19 protein-coding genes and 1 tRNA gene are annotated in these 24,790 nt (G+C 60.3%); 10 read left to right on the top strand and 10 right to left on the bottom strand.

The features are described 5' to 3' along the window. Positions 1-15 precede the first annotated feature (15 nt). Both RAS12_RS25795 and RAS12_RS25790 read right to left on the bottom strand, forming a co-directional pair. Positions 16-4,569 (bottom strand): two-partner secretion domain-containing protein, encoded by a 4,554-nt coding sequence (locus tag RAS12_RS25795; protein ID WP_306942725.1) that lies wholly within the window; start codon positions 4,567-4,569, stop codon positions 16-18. Between the two features lie 261 nt (positions 4,570-4,830). Continuing rightward, positions 4,831-6,870 carry a sensor histidine kinase gene (locus tag RAS12_RS25790; RefSeq protein ID WP_306942722.1) on the bottom strand — a complete coding sequence of 680 codons (2,040 nt, stop codon included), beginning with the start codon at positions 6,868-6,870 and terminating at the stop codon, positions 4,831-4,833. Between the two features lie 71 nt (positions 6,871-6,941). Here RAS12_RS25790 and RAS12_RS25785 point away from each other — a divergent pair, with 71 nt between their 5' ends. Beyond that, on the top strand, positions 6,942-7,640 hold the full coding sequence (locus tag RAS12_RS25785) for a response regulator transcription factor (protein WP_306942720.1): 699 nt from the start codon (positions 6,942-6,944) through the stop codon (positions 7,638-7,640). A gap of 34 nt (positions 7,641-7,674) precedes the next feature. Here RAS12_RS25785 and RAS12_RS25780 read toward each other — a convergent pair whose 3' ends face one another. The 6 genes from RAS12_RS25780 to RAS12_RS25755 form a co-directional block, all read right to left on the bottom strand. Continuing rightward, positions 7,675-10,128: a TonB-dependent receptor gene (locus RAS12_RS25780; protein WP_306942718.1), complete on the bottom strand. Its 2,454-nt coding sequence runs from the start codon at positions 10,126-10,128 to the stop codon at positions 7,675-7,677. 148 nt (positions 10,129-10,276) lie between these two features. After that, positions 10,277-11,275 carry a FecR domain-containing protein gene (locus tag RAS12_RS25775; protein WP_306942716.1) on the bottom strand — a complete coding sequence of 333 codons (999 nt, stop codon included), beginning with the start codon at positions 11,273-11,275 and terminating at the stop codon, positions 10,277-10,279. Continuing rightward, positions 11,272-11,847 carry a sigma-70 family RNA polymerase sigma factor gene (locus RAS12_RS25770; protein WP_306942714.1) on the bottom strand — a complete coding sequence of 192 codons (576 nt, stop codon included), beginning with the start codon at positions 11,845-11,847 and terminating at the stop codon, positions 11,272-11,274. The genes RAS12_RS25775 and RAS12_RS25770 overlap by 4 nt, the downstream gene beginning before the upstream one ends. A 135-nt stretch (positions 11,848-11,982) precedes the next feature. After that, positions 11,983-12,759 carry an SDR family oxidoreductase gene (locus RAS12_RS25765; protein ID WP_306942713.1) on the bottom strand — a complete coding sequence of 259 codons (777 nt, stop codon included), beginning with the start codon at positions 12,757-12,759 and terminating at the stop codon, positions 11,983-11,985. 64 nt (positions 12,760-12,823) lie between these two features. Continuing rightward, positions 12,824-13,738 carry a beta-keto acid cleavage family enzyme gene (locus RAS12_RS25760; RefSeq protein WP_306942711.1) on the bottom strand — a complete coding sequence of 305 codons (915 nt, stop codon included), beginning with the start codon at positions 13,736-13,738 and terminating at the stop codon, positions 12,824-12,826. Between the two features lie 33 nt (positions 13,739-13,771). Next, a complete protein-coding gene (locus RAS12_RS25755) occupies positions 13,772-14,995 on the bottom strand; it encodes an ABC transporter substrate-binding protein (protein ID WP_371321220.1) in 1,224 nt (407 codons plus the stop codon). A gap of 181 nt (positions 14,996-15,176) precedes the next feature. Here RAS12_RS25755 and RAS12_RS25750 point away from each other — a divergent pair, with 181 nt between their 5' ends. The 6 genes from RAS12_RS25750 (at position 15,177) to RAS12_RS25725 (ending at position 21,377) form a co-directional block, all read left to right on the top strand. Beyond that, the gene (locus RAS12_RS25750; protein ID WP_306942709.1) at positions 15,177-15,896 is read left to right on the top strand and encodes a Crp/Fnr family transcriptional regulator; all 720 of its coding nucleotides are present in this window, start codon (positions 15,177-15,179) and stop codon (positions 15,894-15,896) included. 21 nt (positions 15,897-15,917) lie between these two features. Further along, positions 15,918-16,217, top strand: coding sequence for a CREC-EF hand family protein (locus tag RAS12_RS25745; protein WP_306942708.1), 300 nt, complete (start codon positions 15,918-15,920; stop codon positions 16,215-16,217). A 116-nt stretch (positions 16,218-16,333) separates the two neighbouring features. Continuing rightward, positions 16,334-17,251 (top strand): GAF domain-containing DNA-binding protein, encoded by a 918-nt coding sequence (locus RAS12_RS25740; protein ID WP_306942706.1) that lies wholly within the window; start codon positions 16,334-16,336, stop codon positions 17,249-17,251. Positions 17,252-17,402: 151 nt separating this feature from the next. Next, a complete protein-coding gene (gene ampH / locus RAS12_RS25735) occupies positions 17,403-18,545 on the top strand; it encodes a D-alanyl-D-alanine-carboxypeptidase/endopeptidase AmpH (RefSeq protein ID WP_306942704.1) in 1,143 nt (380 codons plus the stop codon). A gap of 83 nt (positions 18,546-18,628) precedes the next feature. Beyond that, a complete protein-coding gene (locus RAS12_RS25730) occupies positions 18,629-19,792 on the top strand; it encodes a hypothetical protein (RefSeq protein ID WP_306942702.1) in 1,164 nt (387 codons plus the stop codon). A gap of 7 nt (positions 19,793-19,799) precedes the next feature. Then, positions 19,800-21,377 carry a serine hydrolase gene (locus RAS12_RS25725; protein ID WP_306942701.1) on the top strand — a complete coding sequence of 526 codons (1,578 nt, stop codon included), beginning with the start codon at positions 19,800-19,802 and terminating at the stop codon, positions 21,375-21,377. 58 nt (positions 21,378-21,435) lie between these two features. On the opposite strand, the gene RAS12_RS25720 is transcribed toward RAS12_RS25725, so the two are convergent. Then, positions 21,436-21,984 (bottom strand): MolR family transcriptional regulator, encoded by a 549-nt coding sequence (locus RAS12_RS25720; RefSeq protein ID WP_306942698.1) that lies wholly within the window; start codon positions 21,982-21,984, stop codon positions 21,436-21,438. 138 nt (positions 21,985-22,122) lie between these two features. On the opposite strand from RAS12_RS25720, the gene RAS12_RS25715 reads away from it, so the two are divergent. From RAS12_RS25715 to RAS12_RS25705, 3 genes are all read left to right on the top strand, one after another. Next, entirely contained in the window at positions 22,123-22,377 is a 255-nt protein-coding gene (locus tag RAS12_RS25715) for a hypothetical protein (protein WP_306942696.1), read from the top strand. A gap of 315 nt (positions 22,378-22,692) precedes the next feature. Continuing rightward, positions 22,693-23,196, top strand: a complete 504-nt coding sequence (locus RAS12_RS25710) for a helix-turn-helix domain-containing protein (RefSeq protein WP_306942695.1) — start codon at positions 22,693-22,695, stop codon at positions 23,194-23,196. Further along, a complete protein-coding gene (locus RAS12_RS25705; protein WP_306942693.1) occupies positions 23,193-24,464 on the top strand; it encodes a type II toxin-antitoxin system HipA family toxin in 1,272 nt (423 codons plus the stop codon). Before RAS12_RS25710 ends, RAS12_RS25705 begins: the two co-directional genes overlap by 4 nt. 193 nt (positions 24,465-24,657) lie before the next feature. Here the strand turns inward: RAS12_RS25705 and RAS12_RS25700 are convergent. Further along, positions 24,658-24,731 (bottom strand) — tRNA-Gly (locus tag RAS12_RS25700). Between the last annotated feature and the right edge of the window lie 59 nt (positions 24,732-24,790).

The raw sequence follows: 24,790 nt of genomic DNA, 5'->3' as shown, positions 1-24,790 counted from the left end.
ATCAGGCGGCTGGAATCAGATGCCGCCCTGGATTACGCCATCAGGCAAACGGATGCCGCCGTCAATGACCAGCACCTGTGCCGGGCCTTGCACGCTGCGCGCGCCCTGCCCAGCGCCAGCGCCAGCGCCCGGCGCGTTCGTGCCAGACTCGCCAGACGTCACGGGCACAAAAGCCAGATCGCCACTCAGCGCAGGGGGATTGGCGTTCACGGACGTGATGGAAGCCTGCATCCACTGCGCTGCGGTTACCGCCGAATTGCGGCGCTCATCTGACGCTGCCGCCGGGCCGTTGGCGGGTGGAGTGGGCATAACGGTGTCGCCTGGCGTCGCGGGAACACCAGGGTTGGTAGGCGGCGTCCAGCTGTCGGGCGTCCTCGGTCCGTTGATCGTAAACATGCCGTCCAGCGCGGTGATCCGATAGTTGCTGTTATTCAGACCGTTGGCGCCAATGACATACCGGCCGGCCGTCTCGCCCGGCGCGCGGCTCAACGAGCCTTGCAACGCGTCCTCGCCGATCAGGTTGCCTTGGACCAGACGCCACGTCAGCGCAGGGTCCACTTCGCCCACACCCTTGCTCTTGTCGTCGGCGGCGACAGAGATCGCGCGCCGGTCTATGTTCGCGGTGGTCGTCGCGTTCAGGGTGATGTCGTAGTTGCGCGCATCGTCGCCCGTGAGCTTGCCTTTCACGTTCACGTCTTTGCTCTGGCCCGCGTTCTGATCCGCAAAACTGCCACTGGTCGTGAACGTCAACGCGTCGCCACTGACTGCGCCATACAGCGTGCCCGTCGTGGTAGCGGTGGTCGTGCCATCGTAGATTTTTCCGTCAGCCGTAATGTTGCCGACAATGCTTGCGCGGGCGATGTCCGCTTGCGCCGTCGCCGAACTATTCGTAATGAAGTAGTTGCCAGCATCGTCGCCAGACAGCCCAATGCCGCTGATAGACACTTGCTTTCCATTACCCGCGTTCTTGTCCTGGAACTTTCCGTTGGCCGACGCGGACACGTCGTCCGATCCGATCAGCCCATCCAAGTTCGACACCTGCACGCCGGCGTTGTCGGTGCCGTCGTATACCTTGCTGGCCACGCTGTAATCAGCGATCAACCCTTTCTTCGAAATCGTCATCGCCAAGCCGTCACCGTACGAGATGTCGTAGCCGCGCTGGCCCGAATACAGGTTGCCCGTCACCGTCAGCGTGCCGTCCGCCTGGCTGTACTGACCCGCATTCTTCGAGTTGGTGGTGAACGTCAGCGCGCCATCAAGCTGCGCGTTGTTGATCGAGCTCTGATAACCGCCGCCGCCTGCCTGGCCGTCATAGACCTTATCGGCCAAGCTGACCGTCACGGGTTTCAGGTAGACGCGCAGCAAGGGCGTGTCATAGCCCTCATACATGCGCCAGGCCTTGCCGGTACCTCCGACGTTGTCGATGTCCCATCCGTCGTTCACGAACGTGGACAGCTGCTTGAGCGCGGCCAGGGTCTGGCCTTGTGCACCAGCCGTGTTGTTGCCGGCGCCCGCGAAAGCGTCCGCATTCCAGAACGAATTCGCAATCACGCCCCCGCTGATATTCAGCCCCACCAGACCGCCCATCTGCTGGCTGGGAACCCCCGTCACGGTAATGGTGGAGTTGGAATACGTGTAGCGGATCGTAGCGCCCGCGTTGTTGATGCCAACCAGGCCGCCCACGGGGGTGGGATTGTTCGATGCAAAAAGGGCGCCTGTCGTGTAGGCATTGATGATGCTGCCGCGGTTATATCCAACCAAGCCGCCCAGAGTGGTATTGGCGACAAGATAATTGTTGATGGCATAGACACCGGATAGCGCGCCGTAATTCGTTCCCGCAAGCGCGCCGACGGCAGACCCGCCTTGAATGGTTGTGTCCATCAGGCCGACGTCCTTGACCGCCCCCGCGGCGCCAATGACGCCAAACACGCCAACCTGCGCCTGGCCGCCTCGATTGATCACCAGCCCGGTGATCGTGCGGCCCTGGCCGTCCAGACTGCCTGAGAACTGGTTATCGACGTCGCCAACGGGCATAAAGCCGCCGTCCGCCCACATGCCCCGGGGAGCCGCATTGAAATCTCGCGTCAGGAAATAGTGGCCGGTGCGGTCATAGGCCATCAGTTGCAGCTGATGATCATTGCCGATACCCGTGCTGTATTCGCTGGCCAGGAAAGGCCGGGTCTGACCTTCGATCATGATCCATTGCGCCTTGCCGGCCGCGTCCTTGGCAACCCAGACATCACTCGTGCCAGCGACCAAGGACCAAGTGCCAAGCTTGTCGTACGCCGTATGCGCGTAGCTGCCGTTGACGCTCGACACATTCGTTTGCGACATGCCGCCACCGCCGCCCACGGCAAGGTTTTGCCCTGTCGTCAAGAGGTCCCATTGGGAGTTCGTGATGGTGCTGCTGCCACTCACCATGCCCACCAGTCCGCCGGTCATGACCGACCCAATCACCCTGCCGGACGCATAGGCATTGGTAATCGAACTACCCGCCTGGGCTGTGCCGACCAGCCCGCCCACGGCGAGACGCAACGGGCCGCCAGCCGTCACATTGCCAGACGCATAGGCGTTTTTGATTGAACCCTGATTGATACCGACCAATCCGCCTATGTCGGAATTCGCCTCGGACACATCCACGGTTGCGTAGACGTTGGTCAGGAAACCCGTAGGCCCGTTGCTGCCTACCAGCCCGCCCAAAGCGAAACCGTTCGTAGAGCTCGTGACGAACCCGCTGGCGTAGGAGTTGACGATGGTGCCTGCATTATGGCCAACCAACCCGCCCAGGAAAGAGTCCCCGGTCACGTTGCCGGTAGCCGACGTATTGCGCAGCGTGCCCATGTTGATACCCGCCAGCATCCCGGTCTCGCTACCGCCAGTCACCGTTACCCGGGTCAGCGCCACATCACGGATCAGGCCGTCCACGCCCACGGTCTTGAACAAACCAGCGTTGTCGCTATTGCCAACGATGCTGAGGTTGCTGATGGTGTGCCCCATTCCGGCCAGCGTGCTGTTGAAGTACGGCACCACGGCGGAGGTAAACACATTGCCGCTCAGGTCCAGGTCTTGCGCCAGCGCATAGAAGCCGTTGTTGGTGGCGCCCAGATGCTGCGCGGCATCTTGCAGCGTATGAATCAGCGTGTAGTCCTGCCCGTTGATTTGCAGCGTCGCACCCGCGCCGCTCAACGTGACGGGCGCGCTGACCGAGTAGTCGCTACCCGCCGCCGCAACGCCATTCTGCTGGTAGCCGCCATGGTTCAGCACCAGCCCGGCCTGCGCGCCGGTCGCGGTGATCGGAGCATTGATGGCAATGTCGCCGTGCGCGCTCAGCGTCAGTTTCGTGTTGGCGCCCCACTTCACGGCGGCATTCACATTGATGTTGCCCGCGCCCGCGCCGCTGGCAACCGTACGCAGTTCTACACTGCCGTTTTCCAAGTTGCCCGCCAGCGTGTCCGCGCCTATGCCGCTATCGGAATTTCCGCCCGCGCCAGCGCTCACCGTGAAGTCGGTAGGGTCGATCAACCATGCGCCATGCTGGCCGCTGACGGCCTTGGTCGTGATGAGCGCGCCTGCTGCCACCGACACCTTGGCCGCCGACGTTTCAACAAAACCGCCACGGCCGCCAGTGGGCGCGCTGGCATCCAGCGTGCCGCCAACGGCGATGCGGTCGTTGACCATATCGCCCAGCAGCACGATCTTGCCGTTCTCGCCTGTTGCAAGCGTTCTGGCTTGCGTGATACCGGTGTGGTTGATGACGGTGCTGGCCAGATCACCCGCAGCTTTGGCCGTCAGGTACACCACGCCGCCGTCTGCGCGTATGGCTCCGCCCTGCTCGATCAGCGCGTCGATCGCGCCTTGTTCCACTTCAATCTTGACCGGGCCTCCCAGGTCCAGCTTGACCCGGCTGCCTGCGCCCAACAGCACGTTGCCCTTATCAGCCGTCACGGTGCCCGTGTTGGAGATCTTGGCTGCGATCAGCGCCACACTGCCGCCAGGCGCCGCGGTGATATTGCCCTGATTGATGATGGCGTTGCCGCTGGCGCCTTCAAACCGGTAATTGCCGGCCAGAAAATCCTGCGTGCTGATGTTCAGCGTACTGGCAACAATGCCGCCCACATTGACCTGCGCGGTCGGCGTGAACACTACGCCATTGGGGTTGACCAGAAACACCTGGCCGTTGGCATTCAAGGCGCCTTGAATCACCGACACATCCGGTCCCAGCACGCGGTTCAGCGCCACCGAATCGCGGCCTGGTTGCTTGAACGTGACGCTATTGCCCTTGCCGATGGAAAAGCTTTGCCAGTCCACCGCCAGCTTGCCGCTTTGCTGGTTGATCGTCAGCGCGGTTCCTGTCTGGCTGATGCTGCCGGAGCCTGCCACTACCTGGCCGCCCGTCGGCAGATCCGCAGCAAGCGCGGGACCAGACAATAGCAAGGCTGCGCTCAATACGGCGCCAGCCGATGCATTGCGCTTACGGCGGGCGCTGGCGATTTCGGCTACGGGCACGTAGGCGCCCGTGGCATCGTTCCAGACCAAACGGTAGACGTGGTTAAGGGAGGGCTTTCTCATGGCATATTCCTGAAACGGGGCAGCGTCACAATTTGTAAATTTCGCTGCTGAAATATACCGATGATTACTTCTTCAAATCTGAGCAAATCTGAGCGCTTCGTAAAAGTGCGATTTTCAGATCGATAAAGCCAACAATTAGCCCGTATTTGGTCGATTTTGGCGGAAATTCCAAAAGCACAAGCTTCGGCCAAAGATACAAATAGATGCTTTCACGCAACATTGTCTGATGTCGACATTGCCAGTGAGTGTGTCCCGCCGCGTTTACGTCGATCGCGCCCGGGGCAAACTCAGGCAGAAACTCACGGGGTCGTCTCCCCCCGCGGACTTCAGCACCACCGAACCGCCCAGCCGCTCTGCAATGCTTCTGACCAAATACAAACCCAGCCCCGCGCCCGGATGGCGCAGCGCGTTCTGACCACGGTAATACTTCTGGAAAAGCCGGTCCTGCTCGACCGGAGCGATCAAATTTCCGGGGTTGGCGACTTCGATTTGCAGGCGCTCGCCCTCTTCCCGAAGATTGACCTGCACCTGCCCACCCGGCGCGCAATGCCGGTCCGCGTTGGCCAACAAATTACGCAATGCGATACGCAGCAGGCCGGCGTCGCAGATCAGAATATGGCCGCCGGAGCCTGCCTCGATCTGTACCCGGCCTGGCGGAAACTCACGATCCAGGTCCGCCAGCAGCGCCAGCACATCACACTGCGCCGGACGCAGATCTGCTTGCGGTTCGCGCATGCGGTCGTCTGTCAGGTATTCATCGACCAGCGTCAAAAGCCGCATCGCCGCGCCTCGGATATTTCCGCAGCGCGCCAGGCTTTTCTCAAGCGGCGCAGCCAGGTTGCGGCTCAGCTGTTGAGCAGACGTCGTAATGATGGCCAGCGGCGTGCGGAACTCGTGCGACACCATCGCCACGAAGTCGCGCTGTTCAGCAAAGACCAACCGCTCTGACTCCAAAGACGTGCGCAATTCCTCTTCCAGCTGCACCCTGCGCTGGATTTCGCTTTGCATGTCAGCCGTGCGTTGCGCCACCTCCAGCTCCAGCCGCTGGCTGTGCTGACGCGCAAGGTCCGCCGCCAGATTGGCCTGCTGCCGTTCCTTCAGGCGCCGCTCGCGCTCATGCCGCCCCATGATGTACAGGCTGAGCAACAGCATGTGCAACATGGTGCCCAGCGTTGATACGTATTCGGTGAAGGCGTTCACAGGCAGCACGCCCAGATTGCGCAAGAAGGCGATCAGCACCCCCACGTAGAACACACCGAAAGCCACCGCGAAAAAGCGGGCCGGCCGCCAGCCGCGCCACAGCAAATACCCCGCCAGGGTGGAGAACCCCACAATCATCATCAAGGCCAGCAACTGTATCGGCTGCATGCCCCATCCGTAGTGCCCGGCCACGACCAGCACCGCGCACGCAATAGCGATGCTCCAAACCATCCGGTCCATCCAGCGCATGGTGCGCGGATACAGTGCCTTAAGATCCAATTGCCGGACAGCAAGGCGCATAGCCACGGGCAGGCTGATCGCGATGCCCACGCCCAGCATGCGGTCGCTCCAGCCGACGGGCAGGCCCGTCAACTGCTGCACCAGCCCCAAAGACATCACTTCATTGAAAACACAGTTGCCGATATAGGCCAGGAACAGACCGCTCATCGGCGCGCGCGTTGTCCACCAGAACACGGCGTGCAGGCAGATCAGCAGCAGATAGAAGCCGAAATACAGCCCGAACAACAAGCCTTCACGCCGGGACTGATTATCAAACGCCAGCCGCGGCCAGACTTCCACCCGCGTCGCCAACGCGTTCTTGCTCTGCAAACGCACCAGCAGCACATAGGAACCCACGCCGGGCGGATCAAACTGAATCACAGGGCTGCGATAGTCCACAGGCCAACGCCCGCGCGCCAGGTCTTCGCCGCTACGGCCAAGCTCTGTCCACCCGTGGCCCTGCGCACGGTATACGCGCACGTCATCCAGCAGCGCATTACCAAGCCGAAGCATCCAGCCGCCAGATGGCATCTCATCAACCTGCACCGGCAGACGCAGCCAGACGGTGGCGGGCGTGAAGCCCGCGCTCAGACTGCCCGGCAATGCGCGCCAGCCGTCAGCCCCTGCGGCGGTCATCGCATCCAGCCGGCCATCGGGGTCGTCCAGGCGCTCAAGATAACCCGCCGCATCCTGCATGCCGCCATGCGCATCCAGACGCAAAGGCGCCGTTTGCGCATGCGCCGCAGCGCTCCATACGCTGACCAGCCATAGCGCCAGCAGCGTCAGCCACGTTCCTGCCGTGCGGTAATATTTCCGTTTCATCAAGTCGCATTTCCCGAGCAACCAGGCAGAGTACACCAGGCTGAGGGCGGCTTTCACAGCGGAAATATCCCATGCTTGAGGTGATCGTTCTAGAAGACGAGCCGGTTTTGCGCCACGAACTGGGCGAATTTTTGGAAGAGGTAGGCTACACGCCGTTATGCGTGTCCAGCCTGCAGGAATTCGACCGCGATTTCGATGCAAGCCGTCATCACTTGGCGGTGATCGACGTTGGCCTGCCGGATGGCAGCGGACTGGATCTGATCCAAAGGCTGCGTCAGGCTGGCCAGAAATTGGGCATCGTGGTGTTCAGTGCGCGGCAGACCAGTGCGGACCGTATAACGGGCCTGGGCATCGGCGCGGACCATTATCTGGGCAAGGGTTGCGACCTGGATGAGCTGGCCGCAACGCTCGCGGCATTGGTACGCCGTCTGGGCCTGCAACAGCAGCCCGGGCCGGGCGCGCCGGTCCGTTGGATGTTGGAAGTGGGCCCACGCCGGCTGCATATTCCCGGCGCGCCCGCTGTGCCGCTGTCGCAACAAGACCTGATGGTGTTGCGCTGCCTGATGAGCCAGCCCGGCGAAAACATCAGCCGCCGTCAGATCATCGAAGCGCTGGGCGCCGACTTCCTGGACTACGACCAGCGCCGCCTGGACACGCAGATGCGCCGGCTGCGGCGGCGCGTCGAAGATGTCAGCGGACAAACGCTGCCGGTCAAGACGCTGCGCAACAGCGGCTACTGCTTTTATGAGCCGGCCGAGGTGCTGTCCTAAGCCAACCTTGGCGCGCCCCCGTTCCAGACCGCTTTCAGAATTCTGCCGACACGGACAGCAATACCGTCAACGGCGCCCCTACGGTCAAGCCTTCACGCGCAGCAGACTGCCAGTAGTTTTTATTCAACACGTTTTCGACCGTAGCGCGAACGACCATCGGCGTACCGTTGGCCTTGAAGGCATAACGCGCCCCTACATCAAAGCGGGTCCAGCCGGGGATCTCCTGCGTATTGCCCACGTCTACGTACTGCTGACTGGTACGCAACATCCGCGCGGTCAGCGTCAGGCCCGGCAGAAAAGGCGTATCCCACTCCGCCGCGGCATTGAATTGAAAGCGGGGCGCTGCCGGCGCCCGATTCCCGTCGTTGACACCGCCCTCGGTGCGAGTCAGGCGCGCGTCGGTGTACGCCACCCCGCCGAGCAGCCGGACGCCGCGAGCCGCATCGCCTTGCACCAAAAACTCCAGGCCCCGGTTTCGTTGCTGGCCATTCGCCACATAGCGCCGAGTCGCGGGGTCCAAAAAGCTGCTGGGCTGTTCAATCTGAAAAGCGCTCAACGTGGTGGCAAACTGGCCGAAGTCATACTTGGCTCCAAGCTCAAACTGCTTGGCAATAGCGGGGGCAAACACTTCTCCCGCATTCACGGAGCCTTCCGGCGCAGTGCCGCCCTGGCTCAAGCCTTCAATGTAGTTTCCATACAGCGACAACCGTTCCGTAGGCCGCACTGTCAGCGCAAAGGCGGGCGTGATCGCGGATTTGTCGTACTCAGAGGCGCGCTTTCCGGTAGCCGCATCGAAGTTGGCCGATTCGATCGTCTGGTGTCTGAAGCCCGCGATCAGCTGCACCCGGTCGTCGGCGAACGATATCGTGTCGGCCAAGGCGATGCTGTACAAGCGAGATTCGCTGGTCTTGGGCAGATCTCCGGGGCGGGCGATATCCGGCTTGGGCAGGTCAGCAGGCTGATAAATGTTCGAGAAAACCGTGCGCGACCGGATACGGGCTGACGAGTAATCGATATCCAGAACGCTCGCACTTAGCGCAGGCTCGTGTTTGATCGGCCCCGTCATTACACGGCCTCGCACGCCTGCCTCGGCTGTCTTGCTGATCAGCGATTCATTCAGGCGGGCCGGCACGGCGCCGATGTTGCCGTCGCCATCCAACATCAGCCAACTCGTTTGCATGCTCTGAAAATCGTGCTTGCGCGCACCCACGGCCCCATACACGGTCCAATCCGGCGTCACGTCGAACTCGGCGCGCAGCGCGCCCGACCACTCTTTTGTTTTCCAGTATGTCCAGGACGGGAAGAAATTTCCTCGTGCATCGGGCGCTGCGCCGATCTTCACGCCCTCGGGCGGCGGGAACAGCAAGCCGCTGCGGGCATCGGTGTTGCGGTTCTGATAGTTGATGTCGCCCTCAACGCGAAAGCGCTCGCTCTGGTAGTCCAGGCCCAACGCCACCGCGCCCAAACTTTCCTTTGCCCCATCCATGGGCAGGTCGCCACCGCTGCCCGCCACGTTCAGCCGCACACCCCATTCCTGGCTGTCGCCATAGCGCCGCGCAAGGTCGGCATGCGCGCCAAACTGGCTGTCGCCAATGTAGGACAGCGTAAACCGGTTCAATGGGTCGGGGCCCGCCCGCTTGGGTACAAGGTTGATCGACCCGCCCACGGAGCCATAAGGCGCCATGCCGTTCAATAAGGCATTGGGGCCACGCAGCACTTCCACGCGCTCCACACCGATCAACGAACTCGAGTTGCGCGGCGACACGCCATACAAGCCGTTGAAGGACACATCGTAGTTAAACAGCGTGAACCCGCGAATATTGAACTCGTCACGGCCCGCGCCGCGTGAATAGGTATTGCGTACAGAAGGATCATTGACGAGCACGTCCCCGATGTTCTGCGCCTGCTGATCTTCGATCAGTTTTGACGTGTACTGCGTGGCGCTGAAAGGCGTGTCCATATCGTCGCGATTGCCCAGCAGGCCGATACGGCCTCCGCTCGCCACCTGGCCGCCGGCATAGACGGGCGGCAATGCGCTGGACAGCCCGCTGCCGGTCACGGTTACCGGCTCCAGCGTTGCGGTCCCGGCTTCCGGCGCCACACTCAGCCGATACTGGTTCGGCGCCACTTGCGTAGCGCGCAGCCCGGTGCCGGACAAGGCCTGGGCGAGCGCTTGCGCACGCGTGTAGCGTCCGCGCACCCCGCCGCTTTGACGCCCTGCCACCAGATCCGGGCTGGCCGCCAGCAAAACACCTGACTCATTGGCAAGCCGCGCCAACACCTGATTCAAGGGCGCAGCAGGAATATCCAGGGTCAACAAATCCGCTGCCTGCCCCGTTCCCGCCAATGCCTCTTGCGCCTGCGCGGCGGGCGTCCAAACCGATGACAACGCCACGGCAAGCGCTAAAGGAAGGCCCCAAGCCCGGGCAGCTGTCCGGCACGTTAGGGGCTTGGCGGGCGGCGCTGCGGCGGGGGAAGAATGGGACATGACGGACCTGTGCTCTCGTGCGGAAAATTAAGGGATGAGAGCGATGCGGTAGGCGCAATCTGGCTGGGCATTCACATGCCCGCTTCACTCTCACTATCCTTAATCGAACAAGCAGGCGAAATGCGGAACTGCCCTGCGCGAAATATTTCTAGCCCCGCGGCTCGACGCTTATCCACCACGGCAAGGTGCGGCGCACTTGAATGGGCAGCACCGACGCAAGCATGTCCAGCGCGCGTTGCGCATCATCGATGGGATAGCTGCCGAAAACACGCAGATGCGCGACGCCAGGGGCCAGGCCCAAGTGGCCCGCATGATAGCGGCGAAGTTCGTCAACGACGTCTGCCAGCGTGGTGTTGTCAGCCACCAGCACACCACGGGCCCAAGCCTCCCGCGCAGGGTCCGCAGCTGCGGCCGGCTGTAGCGCATCGGCAGTGAAGCGTGCTTGCTGGCCCGTTTGCACGATGCCGGCGGCGCCCGAACGCGCGGTATCAATGCGGACGGCGCCCTCATAGACGGCAACCAGAATCCCGCCGTCATCCTGGCGCACGGTAAAGCGGGTGCCCAAAGCCTGTAACCGGCCCTGCGCGGTATCAATGAAGAATGGTCGCAGCGGGTCCCGGCCGGTATCGATCAGCATTTCCCCCGTCAGCAGCTGCAAACGGCGCTCTTTGGCGGTGTAGGCGGTATTGAACGCGCTCAACGCCTTGAGCCAGACCTCGGTGCCGTCAGGCAGCGTGATCCGGCGCGTTTCACCGACGCCCGCTCGATGGTCCGCGCCCCAGGTCGATGCCATCAGCGGCAATGGCGTTTGGCGCCAGGCGGTCCATCCCAGCCAGCCCATCCCCAGCGTCCCAGCCAGCCCCAGCAATACCTGCCGCCGGCGCCGAGGCGCAATCTGAGCCGCGTGGCGAAACGCGGTAACGGCTGCATTGCGATCCGGGCTGGCTTGCAGCGGTGCAAACCTGCGGCCGATGCGCTCGACGTAGCTCCACGCCTGCTGATGCTCTGCGGCCCCCTCCACCCATTGCCGCCACGCATGCTGTTCGGCAGCCGTGGCCTGGCCGGTGCGCAGCAGCGCATACCATTCGGCAGCCTGCTCCATGGCCTGATGAGAAGGCTCTGAACACGCCGGTTCGGCCATGTTCATAACGCCGCCACGCAGGGCGCCAACATCGGCGGCTCACCTTTGTTTTCCGGGAGTCCGGCAGCCAGCCGCGCTTCGAGTTTCATGCAGCACAGCATGGCCTGCGCGACATACTTGCGCACCATGCGGGACGACACATTCAGAACGTCGGCCACTTCCTGATCTGTCATCTCGCAAGCCACAGCCATGACAAAAGCATGAGCCGCCTTGGGAGGCAGTTCTCTCAGCATCGCGTCGATTTCACCCAAGGCCTCAAGCACGATGGCCTGTTGTTCGGCGGACGAGGTGACCGGCTCCGGCTGAGTCGCCAACGCATCCAGCCAAGCCTGCTCAAGACTGCGGCGGCGCCACAGATCGACGCACATGCCATTGGCCATTTTCCGCAGATAGGTCCGGGCCTGCTGGGCGGTGTCGAAATGGCAGGGCCGCGTCAGCAGGCGCACAAATGCGTCATGCGCCAGATCGGCGGCATCCGCCGCATTGCCCAGGCGCCAATTCACCCAGGCCAGCAACCAGCTGTGATGGTTGCCATACAGACGCTCGAAGTCATTGGAAAAGCGTTCCGAACCCTTCACGATCTCGCCCGCTCACGCGACAACCTCGCACGATTCGTAATGCGAACGGTTATCAGTTAAAGATAGAGCGCAGATTATGGACCGGCGGTCAGCCCTTTGGCAACCGCCGGACAAGTCCGGTGTGGCGCGCGTGCCTCAACCCAGGTGTTCGACGTTGCCGCAGACCGAAATACTTTGGCCGCTGATGATTGCGCCCTCGTCCGAGCACAAATAGGCCACCTGATTGGCAACATCCTGCGGGGTCGTCATGCGCCGCATCGACACCTTCTCAACCAGTTGCTCGCGCATCTCGTCATTGCTGACACCGCCAGCGGCCGCGCGGGCAGCAATCACCCGCTCCACCCGGTCGCCGGACACCACGCCCGGCAAAACGGAATTGACCCGGATATTGGACGGACCCAGCTCCATCGCCCAGGTTTGGGTCAAACCCGCCATGCCGAACTTGCTGGCGCTATAGGGGGTGCGCAGCGAAAAGCCCAAACGGCCCGCCACCGACGAGACATTGACGATGGCGCCGCCCCCGGCCGCCTGCAGCAGGGGCACCGCACTGCGCGCGCAAAGAAAGGCGCCGGTCAGATTCACATCCAGCGTGTTCTGCCAGGCATCCAGCGTGGTGTCTTCCAGCCGGCTTGTCGGTCCAGAGACGCCCGCATTGTTGATCAGCGCATCCAGCTTTCCCCACTTTCTGGACAGTTCGTCGTACAGGGAAAGCACCTGAGCCTCGTTGGACACATCTGTCAGGCTGACGCTTAACGAGGGGTGCTCATCCATCACTGCCTGGCAGGCATTGGCGTCCACGTCGCAAATATGTACGGTGGCGCCCGCCGCCAGGAATTTCCGGGCGATCGCCAGGCCTATGCCTTGTGCGCCCGCCGTGACCAGAACCCGCTTTCCTTTCAGAGATTCGCTCATGTTGCTTCGCCGCTAAATGTATAAACGCCAGCACGGTGGATTGCCGCGCTGGCCAGAACCGGGGTCAGATCGCGAACTCGGGGCGGATGCCGCTCTTTTGCGGAAGGCCCAGGATTTCACGCGCCTCGGCAGGTGTGGCTGGCTCCATATCCATTTCCCGGATGATGCGTACGACGCGCTCGGTCAACTGGACGTTGGTCGCAAGCTCTCCGTGGCGGTAGTACAGATTGTCTTCCAGACCAACACGCGCATGGCCGCCCAACAGCAGCGCGCTAATATTGGCTTCCAATTGCGACGGCCCAATCCCGCTCACGCAGAAGATGCTGTTCTTCGGCAACAGGTCCACCATCATTTGCAGATGGCGCGGCGAAAACGGCATCGCATTCTGGAAATTCCGATGCACATTCATGACCAGATTAATGAAATGCGGCGCTTCGTCCAGGCCCTCATCAATCAAGGTCGTAGCGTCTTGCAGAATGTGGGTAGGACTGAAGACTTCCCACTCGGGTTTGATTCCGCGCGCCTTCATGCCCGCCGCCAGCTCGCGAGCCTTGCTCAACGGTGTATTCATCAGATATTCGCGATCGCCGAATGCCAGATTCAGTGTCGTGGCGTCCAGCGTGCACATCTCAGCGCCAGCATCCATGCCCCGGATACGCTCTTCCCACAATATCTCCCAGTTGCCGGGATAGGTCTCTTTGACCATATCGCCATGGACGCCGCCACCAGTTGAATTGTTCAGCACGATGTCGCAGCGCTCGCGGATGCGCTGATTCATGTCGCGGTAGATCGCCGGGTCGCACGTGGCCTGATCGTCCGGCCGGCGCGCGTGCAGCGCCACCACGCTGGCTCCCGCGTTGTAGCAGCGGTAAACGTCCTCGGCGATCTCCGCCGGTTGTGTTGGCAGATGCGGATTCTGACTCTTGAATGCCATGCCCCCGGTCGGGGCGATGGTCACAATGACTTTGCGTTTGGCCATGAAGGTTCTCGTGTAGAAATAGGAGCGCGCCGTTTACTTCCAGAGCGTGCAGCGGCTTTCTGCCTGAGTGGTAAAGGCTTGATGGCCGTCAATGGTTTGCAGCACGTTGAAGTAGTCCCAGGGCTCTTTGGACTGTTCCGGCGTCTTCACCTGCAACAGATACATGTCGTGCACGACGCGTCCATCCGGCCGGACCACCCCATCCTTGATGTACATATCGTTCAGCTTGTTCTCACGCATATAGGCCAGCACGCGATCGGCGTCATCCGTACCCGTTGCCTTGACGGCGCGCAGATACTGCAACGCGGCGGAATAATCCGCGGCTTGAAGCGACGAGGGCATGGCCTTGCGCTTTTCGAAGAATTTCTGGCTCCATGCACGCGACGGCTCCGACGCGTTCCAATACCAGCTGTCGGTCAGATACATGCCTTGCGTTGCAGGCAGTCCCATGGCGTGGATGTCGTTGATGAACATAATCAAACCGGCCAAGCGCATCGTCTTGGTAATACCAAACTCGTTGGCTGCCTTGATGGCGCTTGTGGCGTCTGCACCCGCGTTCGCGAGCGCAAGAATTTCTGCCTTGCTACCCTGCGCTTGCAGCAGAAAAGACGAGAAATCGCTGGAAGACAGCGGGTGTTTTACCGATCCCACGACCTTGCCGCCGCCGGCTTCCACCACCTTTGTCGTATCGGCCTGCAACGCGTTGCCGAAGGCGTAATCAGCCGTCAGGAAATACCAGGTCTTGCCGCCCGCCTTGACCACCGCCGACCCCGTGCCACGCGCCAGAGCAACCGTGTCGTACGCATAGTTCAAGGTATAGGGCGTGCACTGCTCGTTGGTTAATGCCGGCGCGCCCGCGCCCACCACAATAATCGGCTTTTTCTTATCAGCGGCTACCTTGGACATCGCCAGCGCCGTGCTGGAGTTCGTGCCCCCGATCAGCATATCCAAGCCTTTCTGGTCGAACCATTCCCGCGCCTTGGCCGACGCAATATCGGCTTTGTTCTGATGGTCTGCCGTCAACAGTTCAATCTTCTTGCCGTTGATTTCTCCGCCCATTTCCTCGATAGCCATTTTGATGGCTTCCACGCCGCCAGGGCCGTCGGGACCGGAGTAGACGCCGGACAGATCCGTGATGAACCCGATTCGAATAACATCGTCCGAGATCTGCGCGCTGGCAACAGGGGTGTTCAGGAGCAAGACGGCGGCGCCGCAAGCTAAGGCACTGCGGGTCATCGTGCGTGGCATTGACAACATACCTATCTCCTTTTATGGTTTTTCGGCTCTGAGGGCCTCGGCTATTCTGGGACCGGTCCATTGGCGCGGACAGTCATCATGGTGACAAAGCGTCCTAGGGTTTACCTGAGCGGTATCGGCTCGGCCAAATGGGGGAAATATGCGCGGACCGCCTGCGGATGCTGGCAACGAATCATCAAACGTGAAACGGCGGCTTGCCCCGTGTCCGGTCGACAAAATGCTGGACGTCGTGCCCTGGTACAAGGGCTTGCCGGAGCTTGAACGCCATTTGGTGCGCTCTGAATTGCGCATGGTGTCGCTGGCCGCTGGCGAATACCTGTTCCGAGCGGGTTCCCGTTCGCCCGGCTGGTATGGAATGGTGGAAGGCCTGGTGAAGTGGACATCACGTGGCGTGGATGGCCGGTCCCTGTCGCTGGCGGGTTTCAGCACGGGGAGCTGGTTTGGCGAAGCCACGATGATTCGCCGCGAACCATTCGAATATGAAGTCGTTGCGTTGCGGCCCAGCCGGGTCGTGATATTGCCGCGAGATACCTGCGAACGCCTGTGGAACAACAATATTGAATTCACCAAGGCGCTGATGGCGCATCTGGCGCAGCGCGTGGATTGGCTGATGGCCAGCTACACCGGCAATGTGCTGCTGGACGTCGACACCACTGTTGCGCGCGCCGTCGCCGCGCAAGTGGATGCCGAACAGCATTCGGGCACCAACGGACGTCTGAAAATATCGCAGGAAGAAATTGCCAGCCTTTGCGGCGTATCGCGCCAACGTTGCAATGCCGCGCTGACCCAGCTGGCCCGGGCGGGTGTGTTGCAAACGCATTACGGCGGCATGACGATCCTGGATCGGGATGCCTTGTATAAATTTGCCAAAATCAACCGCAAGCCTTTAACGCACGTCTGAATTCAAACCCTGGAACAACGCATGACATTACCCAAGATGGCGCAGGCCGTGGCCACAGCGATACTTGCCCTGACGGCGGGAATCGCGTCTGCGCAGCCCGCAACCAGCTCCGGCAAAGCATCCGTCACCCAGCAGGAATATCAGGCTCGGATGGCGTTGGCATTCGCCAAACAAGACGTGGATGCCGACGGCTACTTGAGCAGAGGCTTGCTCGTCCAAGAGATCTCCGTGGAACAACTGGCCGCAATGGATACCGACGGAGACGGGCGGGTCAGCAAAGCCGAGTACCTGGCGCACGCGATGAAGGGGTTTAGGGAATGAAGCACCGGGCATCGCCACGCCGCTCGGAACAACCTGCATAAGCATATGGCAAGCGTATACATACTTGTCATTCGACAATGCCAGAGAGAAAATCGCGGCTTGGCAGGGGGCCACACATGAAGGTTGCAGGCAAGTTCAAGACCCACACCACGACCGATTTTGCATTAAGCCCTTCCAGGGACTGGCCGTATCGCTGCGCGATGAGTTTGCTCGAATACCCTGTTGACGATGCAATATCCGAGCAACTGGCTTTCATGGGCAAGACATCAGATGTGGACCGGGCATGGATGCTTGAGTACCGGCCCGACATGCTTCGGTTTCGCAATACGCATGAATGGTGCCGCGGACAGACGGAACCCTTCGTGGCCGAACTTCAAGATGTACCGACTACGCTGATCGCTTGGCTGCACCGGTACATGGTGCAAGGTTATGCCGTGGCGGTTCACGACGTGAACGATCTACCCCGCACTGCCCGCGTTATTCAGGTGGAGTTCCTGCGTCAGGGCAATAAGAGTGTGTTGAGCGTGCCGGTGTTCCACAACAAAAAACTGTTTGGGATTATCGGCTTCGACACCACTACCAAACACAAAACCTGGTGCGCCGACGACGTCAATGCCTTGTATCAATGCGCCAACCTCATTGGCCAGGCCAAGTATTCGGACCGCGCTGGTCATACCCGCACCACCCTATACGAAAGCACCACGCCCCTGATCTATCTGAGCATGCGCGGCGTTGTGCGGGGCGTTCAGCCGGAAGCCATCATTGGCGTGCGTTCCGCCGGCAACTACAGCGAAATATGGTTGGACAATGGATCGATGGTGCTCGATTCGCGCCCGCTTGGCATGTGGCTGACCTTGCTGCCGGAGAAAGTATTCTTCCGAATACACAGAACAGCCGTCGTGAACGCATTGCATGTCGTTGATGTGGACCGCAGAAGCGTCGACAAGTGGCTGATCAGAATGCGCTCCATGGACAGCGCTTGGCCGGTATCGCGTTCTTACCGGAAAACCTTGCGTGAGCGCATGGGGATCTAAATCCCGCCCGCGTCATGCGATGGCCCGAGTTACATGCGGTTCGTCACGCCGGCATGTTGTTTCGTCCTGGCAATGTAGCCATTTCTCACGGTTTTGGGATCATCTGGCTTGCGGAGAACCCCGCACCCTGGAACTCATTGAGAGAATCGGCATGCTGGCGTCTCGCATCTTTTCGCGCTTTACCACTCTTGCACTCACCGTATGCGCGTTAGGCGCCAACCCAGCCCGTGCTACCGACCTGGCCTTGCAAGATGCCGTGTCCATGGCCGGCATGCAGCTATACCTGAACTCAGGGGCGCCGGCAGTCATCATTGCCGTGGTTCGTGGTGACGAAACCGTCATTCAGGCATATGGCGAAACGGCGCCTGGCAGCGGTGTTGAGCCAGACGAAAATTCCATTTTCAGAATCGCCTCCGTCTCGAAAGTCTTCGCTGGGGATGTGCTGGCCTCGCTGGCCGCCAAGGGCCGCGTCAAGCTGACCGACCCCTTGGCCAAATACGCGCCGGACAACGCCCGCGTCGAAGTTAACGGCCGTCCGATCACGCTGCTTGACCTTGCCACGCACTCTGCGGGCCTGCCGCGCGAACTGCCAAATCCGGATGCCAAGCCTTCGGACAATCCCTTTTCCGCCTTCGACCGCGCCTACTACTGGAAATGGATGGGCAGCCACAAGCCCGCCTATGTTCCCGGAACCACAACGCTGTATTCAAACTTGGGTTTCGGCTTGCTGGGCGATGCGCTGGCAAAGGCGGGAGGCGCGGATTATTCGACGGTGCTGGCCAATGAAGTCCTGAAACCAGCCGGCCTTACCGATACGGCCAATACTCTCACCGACGCGCAAAAGAAGCGCTTGATGACCGGGCTGGACCCTTTTGGCAAGGCCGATCCAAACGCCCCGGCGCCTGACGTGATGTACGCCAGCGCAGGAATTTATTCCACAGGCGCAGACATGGCGCGCTGGATGCGATGGCATTTGGACGGCGCCAAACAAGCGCAAGAAGCCTTTACGCTGGATCACGCGCTCTGGTTGCCCTACGACGGCCTGAAGTCTGTTGTCGGAACGGAAGTGACCGACGCCGACGGCATGGGGCTGGGATGGGTCGTCACCCTGCCCCGCAATCAAACGCCGTTATTGCTCGGCAAAAGCGGAGGCCTGGGTGGATTCATGAGCTATGCGGTCTTGTCTCCTAACCGCGGGCTAGGCGTATTTGTGGTCGCCAGCCGCGTGAATTTCGCGATGTTCGGGAATATTCATTCGCAGGTTCGGGAACTGGCGGCCGAGCTGGCCCGGTGAGCCGGCCAAGGTTATGTGCGGCAATGCTCACCCCCATCAGTCCTTCGCCGTGGCGCACATGCTGGACATGGATCATAGCCAGCATGCAAGGCGCAGGACTGGCGGGCAGCTGCATGGCCGTGCTTGCCTTAAGTATGCAGGCCGTGTCCGCGCAAGAGGCCAGGGACATTTTCAAGACCGAAATATTCCTGACGCCCTACAGTGAATTAGGGGATGGCGAAGACAGCTATCCCCGGTTGAACGGCCGCTTTCTGCTGATGACCGGATACACCGGCTATTTCGGTGTCAAGGACGACCACGGACAGATTCCGCGTTCGCACTGGAACAGCGTGCAGCCCACCGCAGAGGCCGCATTGGTTGCTCAGTTGAGCCGACAATTTTCGATTCGCACGAAAGCCACGTTCAACTCGTCCACCAATGCCACCAAGGACAACGCGTTTTCTGACCTGGGCGTCAACCTGGACAACCTGTTTGCCGCCTACTCCGCTGACAACTACGCGCTGTACGCCGGAAAAATGGATCTTGGGTTCGGCGACGCCTGGCATGTGGTGGATGGCCTATACAGCGGGTTCAACGAAAACTCCGAGTTCCGCGGCTCGATTGGATTGGGTGGCCGCTACACCTTTGCCACGGCGGGTCACGGCGCACACTCCTTCTCCGCCATGCTGTTCAAAAGTGACGACACGAGCCTGAATCGCCGGTTAAGCCTTGACGGCGGCTTCATCCGGCCCGATCAACCGCCGGCGTTCAGCGACAAACTCAAGTCATTTATCTTGTCGTACGATTTTCAAGACCTGCCGGGTCTGGACCGGCTGTCCGGTGGCGTGGACGCAGGCAGGCTGTACGTGGAGCCCCGGTATGGGCACAGCGCCAACACCGTATCGGCGCGGCTGCGTTACGACCTGCCGCTGGGCAATGAGTGGAATATGAGCTGGTTCAACGAGGCAACCTTTTCCAGCGCCTTCCGTGGCGCGCCGGTTTCCAACGGGAACGGCGTCACGTCGATATCGCTGTCGCGAGACCGCTGGCAGTTCGTCGCCACGGCTGCCGCACGCAAGTTGTCTGGCAATGATCAGAAACTGGCGCAGTTTGGGCTGCTAGCGGATTGGGATTGGGCAGTCTCGGGCGCTGTCACGTATGTGACGCCAATCGGATTTATTGTGCAGGCAGGGGTGACGCACCAGCGCGACCAGGCTATACGTCTGAATCAGGGCGTTTTTCGTATCGCTTATCAAGCGGGATTCTGAGGGCACTATGACAAGCAAACCTACACTCTTGGCCTGGGCGTGCATGCTCGCGCTTGGCAGCTCCGTGACGGCCTGGTCCCAGCCGGTGCCCATTCAAAGCGGCTCCACCCCGCCCGCCGACGCCATCGCGATTCCGTCGGGCAGCAAGGAACTGGCGGTAAAGAACCTGCCGCGTATCGTCGAAGACATCATGAAACGCAGCCACGTTCCGGGTGTTGCGGTCGCAGTCGTCGTGGATGGCAAGATGGTGTTTGCCCAAGGGTATGGCAAGCGAGAGCTGGGCAAGGATGCCCCCGTGGACGCACAGACCGTGTTCCAGATTGCGTCGATTTCCAAATCGTTATCTGCCACGGTGGCCGCAATGGAAGTCAGCAAAGGCAAGGTGGCATGGAGCGACCCGGTAGTGCGCTACTTGCCGGACTTCAAGCTGAGCAATGCCTATGTGTCAGCGCAAGCCACCATCGGCGACTTCTTTGCGCACCGGTCCGGTCTGCCCGGCACCGCTGGCGATGATCTCGAAGACCTGGGTTTCACGCGGGCTGACGTCATTCGCCGCCTGCGGATCTTGCCGCTAGACGCATTCCGCACGTCTTATCACTACGCGAACTTCAGCACGACCATTGGCGCCGAAGCCGTGGCAGCAGCGGCAGGCCGCCCATGGGAAGGCCTGGCGGACGACATGCTGTTCAAGCCATTGGGAATGAAGGCAACCAGCTATCGCTACAGCGACTACACAGCGCGTGAAAATCGCGCTGCGCTGCACGTCTATCAAAAGGGAAATTTCCTGCCGCTAGGACAACGTGATGCGGATCAGCAGGCGCCGGCGGGCGGTGTTTCCTCTAACGTGATCGACCTGGCGCAATGGCTGACGCTGCTCCTTGCAGACGGCCAATATCAAGGCAAGCAGTTGGTGGCCTCCGCCGCGCTGCTTCCCGCGCTGTCGCCGCAAGCGTTCAGCGCCCGTGCGCACAACCTCGATTCGCGCTCCGGCTTTTACGGATACGGATTCAATGTCAACACAGAACTGGGCGGCCGCCCGTCGATGGGCCATTCCGGCGCCTTCCTGCTGGGCGCGGGCACATCATTCAAGATCGTGCCGTCAGCGGGCATAGGCATCGTCGTGCTGACCAATGGCGCGCCAATCGGCGCCGCGGAATCCATCACTGCCGAATTCATCGACACCGCGCTTTACGGTAAACCGTCGCGTGATTGGTTCGCAGCCTATAACGGCGCGATGATGGGATTCTTCCAGCCGCAGGCTGATCTCTCCGCGCAGTCCAAGCCGGCGGACCCGGCCCCCGCGAAGCCGCTTCGGCAGTACGCAGGCCGTTTCGACAATGCCTATTTTGGCAGCGCGGAAATCAAGGAAGAGAATGGCGCTCTAGCGCTCGTTCTTGGCCCCAAGGGCATGCGCTTCCCGCTGCGCCACTGGACTGGTGACACGTTCGCGTTCGCGCCAGCCGGGGAAGCCGAGCTGGTCGACTCGTTGGCCTCTATCGCGTTCACGTTCGATCGCGAGGAGGCTCGCAGCTTTACCATCAAGTTCTACGATGACAGCGGCCTGGGCCAATGGTCCAAAAAATAAACGATGCGAATTGGGCAGATTCGCATCGTTGTCTGCCGGAGAAAAATTTGACCGGTCGTTAAGCGTTGCTCACTTGGCCGAGCACTGACTGCATTTGCTGCAGGCGCTCTGCTTCTTGTTCCGCGTACGGCCATTTTGGATATTTGACACGGGCATACGCATTCATCCAAAGCTGATCCGCTATCGCAGCCTTTGCCTGCTTTAGAAGGTCAGCATTGATGTGGCCTGCGATTTTCAGCTGACCGAACGCGGTGGCGACAATGGCTCGGCAGTCGCTACGAAAATAGACTTCGTGCATATCGTCTTCGGCCAGCCATTGCTTTCGGGCGTCCAGGTCGGCACGCACTCGGTCCCAAGGCACATCCAATCCCCATCCGTCGAGAAAATCCGCAAGGAATTCCACAACGCCGTCGTCATTCGCTGACTCTCGGTACCAATCTTCCAAGGCACTCAGCGTGTCGTTGCCATCATCACTGCCGAAAGGGCTGAAATCGTCACCGACGTCATAGTAGAAGTCCTCTACGGCGAGCGCCACGAAACGAGGATGGCTCGTTTCCCGGGCAAGGCCCTGCTCGCTATCGTCCAGATACCGAACTTTATTCTGCATAGCTATTCTTCCTTTTTTTATGGTGTTTTACCCGCGATCACTCGACATGCACGTTCAGGCCGGACAATCTCATGAGGACTGGCGCCAACGATCGGCCCCAGCTTCACGGCCACACCATACCAGGGTAGTCACATTGCTTTGCGCGCAATCGATCCTGCCGGCGGTTCGACGCTGTGGCTGGAGTTGCCAAGCCGCATAGACTCTCAACTCCTCTTCAAAGCGAGCCTCGATGAACGAATTCTGATCGTGCCAGGAACAATATTCAGCGCCTCGGGTTCCTACCGGAACTACATCCGGCTGAATATTCCTGCCACTTGGGGAGCCCAGCACAGCCTCGCATTGCAGCGTGTTGGTGAAATTGCGTCGGCGATGCTGAGAGAGTTCAAGCAGTAGGACGCTGATTTTTCAGCCAATCGTTGTATGGGTTGCCGTGCGGTGGCGGCACTGCCATGACAAAGCGAACTCAAATTCACACATAGCGGCAGCATTCGAAAAAAACAGCGACCAGGAACGAATCAGCCCGACCGAGATCGTGTCACGCTCGAAAAAGTGTCAATATTCTTACACTATTTCCATTTTTTTGATGAAATATTAGCGGTTTTTGTAGCTCTGAAAATCAAAGACTGTGGTCTGAATCAATGGAATACCAACCGCTTAGGTGCTAATATTTTGGCTATATCAGCATAAAAATGCAGGAATATTAGCGCCATGGCGAAGAAGACCGCTCCCCTCATGCCGCCGACCCAGAAACTACTTGCTGAATTTGGGGAGCGGCTCAAACTCGCTCGCCTGCGCCGCAAGATCACGGCCAAGCAGGTGGCGGAGCGTGCAGGTATGTCACCGATGACGCTGCGCTCTCTGGAGTCGGGTGGGCCCGGAGTCACCATGGGGGCCTACCTCTCTGTCATGCAAGTCCTCGGCATTGAAAAAGACCTCGCCTTGCTGGGGGCCGACGATGAACTTGGCCGCCGGCTTCAGGATTCACGCCTCCTGAGGGCAAGCGCCACATCATCCGTTCCTCCCAGAACTGGCTGGAGCGTGAGAGTTCACGAATCTCGGGAAGGAAAGATAGTCAGTGTCAGTGAGCCAAGCAGCGGCACCTATGTCAACTCAGACCGATCCTCTGCTGGGAACTCTCGAACGACTTCAAAGAGTCTTGCTTCACTCTTAAAGCCCTCTTCCAAAAAGCGAGAGGAGGGCGAAAAAAAATGACAATGATCGGAGTGTATGCAGATTGGGATGGCCTGCCACACCCTCAACGAATAGGCTTCCTGAACTCTCGTAGGACTCGCGCTCACGAGACGTTCGAGTTTCAGTACGACCCTGCGGCTCTTGCAGACCCCGTCATTGGTCAACTGGTTCTTGACCCAAAAATCTTCCAGTTCGAAGGGCCCCAGTATCCCACTGCGCCCCAAGACAGGTTCGGCGTGTTCGCGGACTCCAGTCCCGATCAATGGGGCCGTCTGCTTATGGACCGGCGCCTCGCACGGGATATCCGCGCAGGCATTCAGCCCGCGGGCACTCGACTGTATGAAACGGACTACCTGCTTGGCGTGCACGATCTCTATCGCGTGGGCGCCTTGCGTTACAAGCGAGAAGATCAAGGTGAATTTCTCGATGACACAGTTGGACTAGCGGCCCCTCCTTTCGCCGAGGTTCGAGCGCTGGAGCAAGCGAGTCGAGCGCTGGAGGAAGATCCGAACAATGAGTCTGAACAAGGCCAGGAGTGGCTGAGGATGCTGATCGCTCCCGGCGGCTCCTTGGGTGGCGCCAGGCCCAAGGCAAGCGTGGCTGATGAACAGGGGCACTTGTACATCGCCAAGTTTCCAAGCTCTCGCGATGACCATGATGTCGGTGGATGGGAGATGGTCACCAATGCCCTGGCAGTCGGTTGTGGGCTGAATGTCGCGGCCGCTGAAGCGCGGAAATTTGCTAGTGACTACCACTGCTTCATGGTTCGCAGGTTTGATCGCACCAATGACGGGCGACGTCTGCACTTTGCTTCAGCAATGACCATGACCGGTCATGTGGATGGCGATGATGCGTCGACTGGGGTCAGCTACTTGGAGCTGGCTGAGGTCCTTATCAGGCATGGGTCCCAGACCAACGCAGACCTCCGCGAGCTATGGTCACGAATCGTTTTCAATATTCTCGTCTCCAACACGGACGATCACTTGCGCAACCATGGATTCATTCTGGTACCTGGAGCTGGGTGGCGCCTCTCTGAAGCCTACGACATGAACCCGGTGCCCTTTGCCGACGGACTAAAGCTCAACATCACCGAAGCGGACAACGCGTTAGATCTGGAACTCGCACGCGAAGTCGCAGCGTACTTTCGATTGAATCTAAACGAGGCCGATGAAACTATCGAAGAGTTCCAGGGGATCGTCAGCCAATGGAGAACGGTGGCCAGAGGACTGGGACTACCGGCGCGTGAGCAAGAACGGATGGCAGAGGCCTTTCGAGCTGCAAACGCCTGATCTCTGGTTTGAACTCCCGATCTTGGAATCACCCAGCCACGCAGGAATTGGAACATTCCGAAAGCGGGCACGCAGGGCAGCCGCAAGCGCCCCGCAGGCAGACCGTTAGAGAAACATCATCAAGGCTTTGCCAAGACAATCTGGCGCGCGCGCAGTCCTGCACAAGGACCGTGGAGAAAACGATAAGGAGATTTGGAGCGGGTGAAGGGAATCGAACCCTCGTATGAAGCTTGGGAAGCTGCCGTTCTACCATTGAACTACACCCGCTCGGGTGTCGTGCCGCAGCCGCAGGCTGGGCAGAGTCAGCGATTATAGCGCTCCTTTTT

The organism is Achromobacter seleniivolatilans (genome assembly GCF_030864005.1).
Lineage (GTDB): Bacteria > Pseudomonadota > Gammaproteobacteria > Burkholderiales > Burkholderiaceae_B > Achromobacter > Achromobacter seleniivolatilans.
Note: the sequence above shows the minus strand (reverse complement) of the source record. Positions and strands in the feature narration are given on the sequence as shown.

Excerpts from the sequence above, each read along its gene's own strand:
- RAS12_RS25720 (WP_306942698.1), bottom strand. The coding sequence starts at position 21,984 with ATGCAGAATAAAGTTCGGTATCTGGACGATAGCGAGCAGGGCCTTGCC.
- RAS12_RS25755 (WP_371321220.1), bottom strand. The coding sequence starts at position 14,995 with ATGTTGTCAATGCCACGCACGATGACCCGCAGTGCCTTAGCTTGCGGC.
- RAS12_RS25745 (WP_306942708.1), top strand. The coding sequence starts at position 15,918 with ATGACATTACCCAAGATGGCGCAGGCCGTGGCCACAGCGATACTTGCC.
- ampH (WP_306942704.1), top strand. The coding sequence starts at position 17,403 with ATGCTGGCGTCTCGCATCTTTTCGCGCTTTACCACTCTTGCACTCACC.
- RAS12_RS25780 (WP_306942718.1), bottom strand. The coding sequence starts at position 10,128 with ATGTCCCATTCTTCCCCCGCCGCAGCGCCGCCCGCCAAGCCCCTAACG.
- RAS12_RS25790 (WP_306942722.1), bottom strand. The coding sequence starts at position 6,870 with ATGAAACGGAAATATTACCGCACGGCAGGAACGTGGCTGACGCTGCTG.
- RAS12_RS25760 (WP_306942711.1), bottom strand. The coding sequence starts at position 13,738 with ATGGCCAAACGCAAAGTCATTGTGACCATCGCCCCGACCGGGGGCATG.
- RAS12_RS25795 (WP_306942725.1), bottom strand. The coding sequence starts at position 4,569 with ATGAGAAAGCCCTCCCTTAACCACGTCTACCGTTTGGTCTGGAACGAT.
- RAS12_RS25765 (WP_306942713.1), bottom strand. The coding sequence starts at position 12,759 with ATGAGCGAATCTCTGAAAGGAAAGCGGGTTCTGGTCACGGCGGGCGCA.
- RAS12_RS25740 (WP_306942706.1), top strand. The coding sequence starts at position 16,334 with ATGAAGGTTGCAGGCAAGTTCAAGACCCACACCACGACCGATTTTGCA.
- RAS12_RS25705 (WP_306942693.1), top strand. The coding sequence starts at position 23,193 with ATGACAATGATCGGAGTGTATGCAGATTGGGATGGCCTGCCACACCCT.
- RAS12_RS25775 (WP_306942716.1), bottom strand. The coding sequence starts at position 11,275 with ATGAACATGGCCGAACCGGCGTGTTCAGAGCCTTCTCATCAGGCCATG.
- RAS12_RS25725 (WP_306942701.1), top strand. The coding sequence starts at position 19,800 with ATGACAAGCAAACCTACACTCTTGGCCTGGGCGTGCATGCTCGCGCTT.
- RAS12_RS25730 (WP_306942702.1), top strand. The coding sequence starts at position 18,629 with ATGCAAGGCGCAGGACTGGCGGGCAGCTGCATGGCCGTGCTTGCCTTA.
- RAS12_RS25785 (WP_306942720.1), top strand. The coding sequence starts at position 6,942 with ATGCTTGAGGTGATCGTTCTAGAAGACGAGCCGGTTTTGCGCCACGAA.
- RAS12_RS25710 (WP_306942695.1), top strand. The coding sequence starts at position 22,693 with ATGGCGAAGAAGACCGCTCCCCTCATGCCGCCGACCCAGAAACTACTT.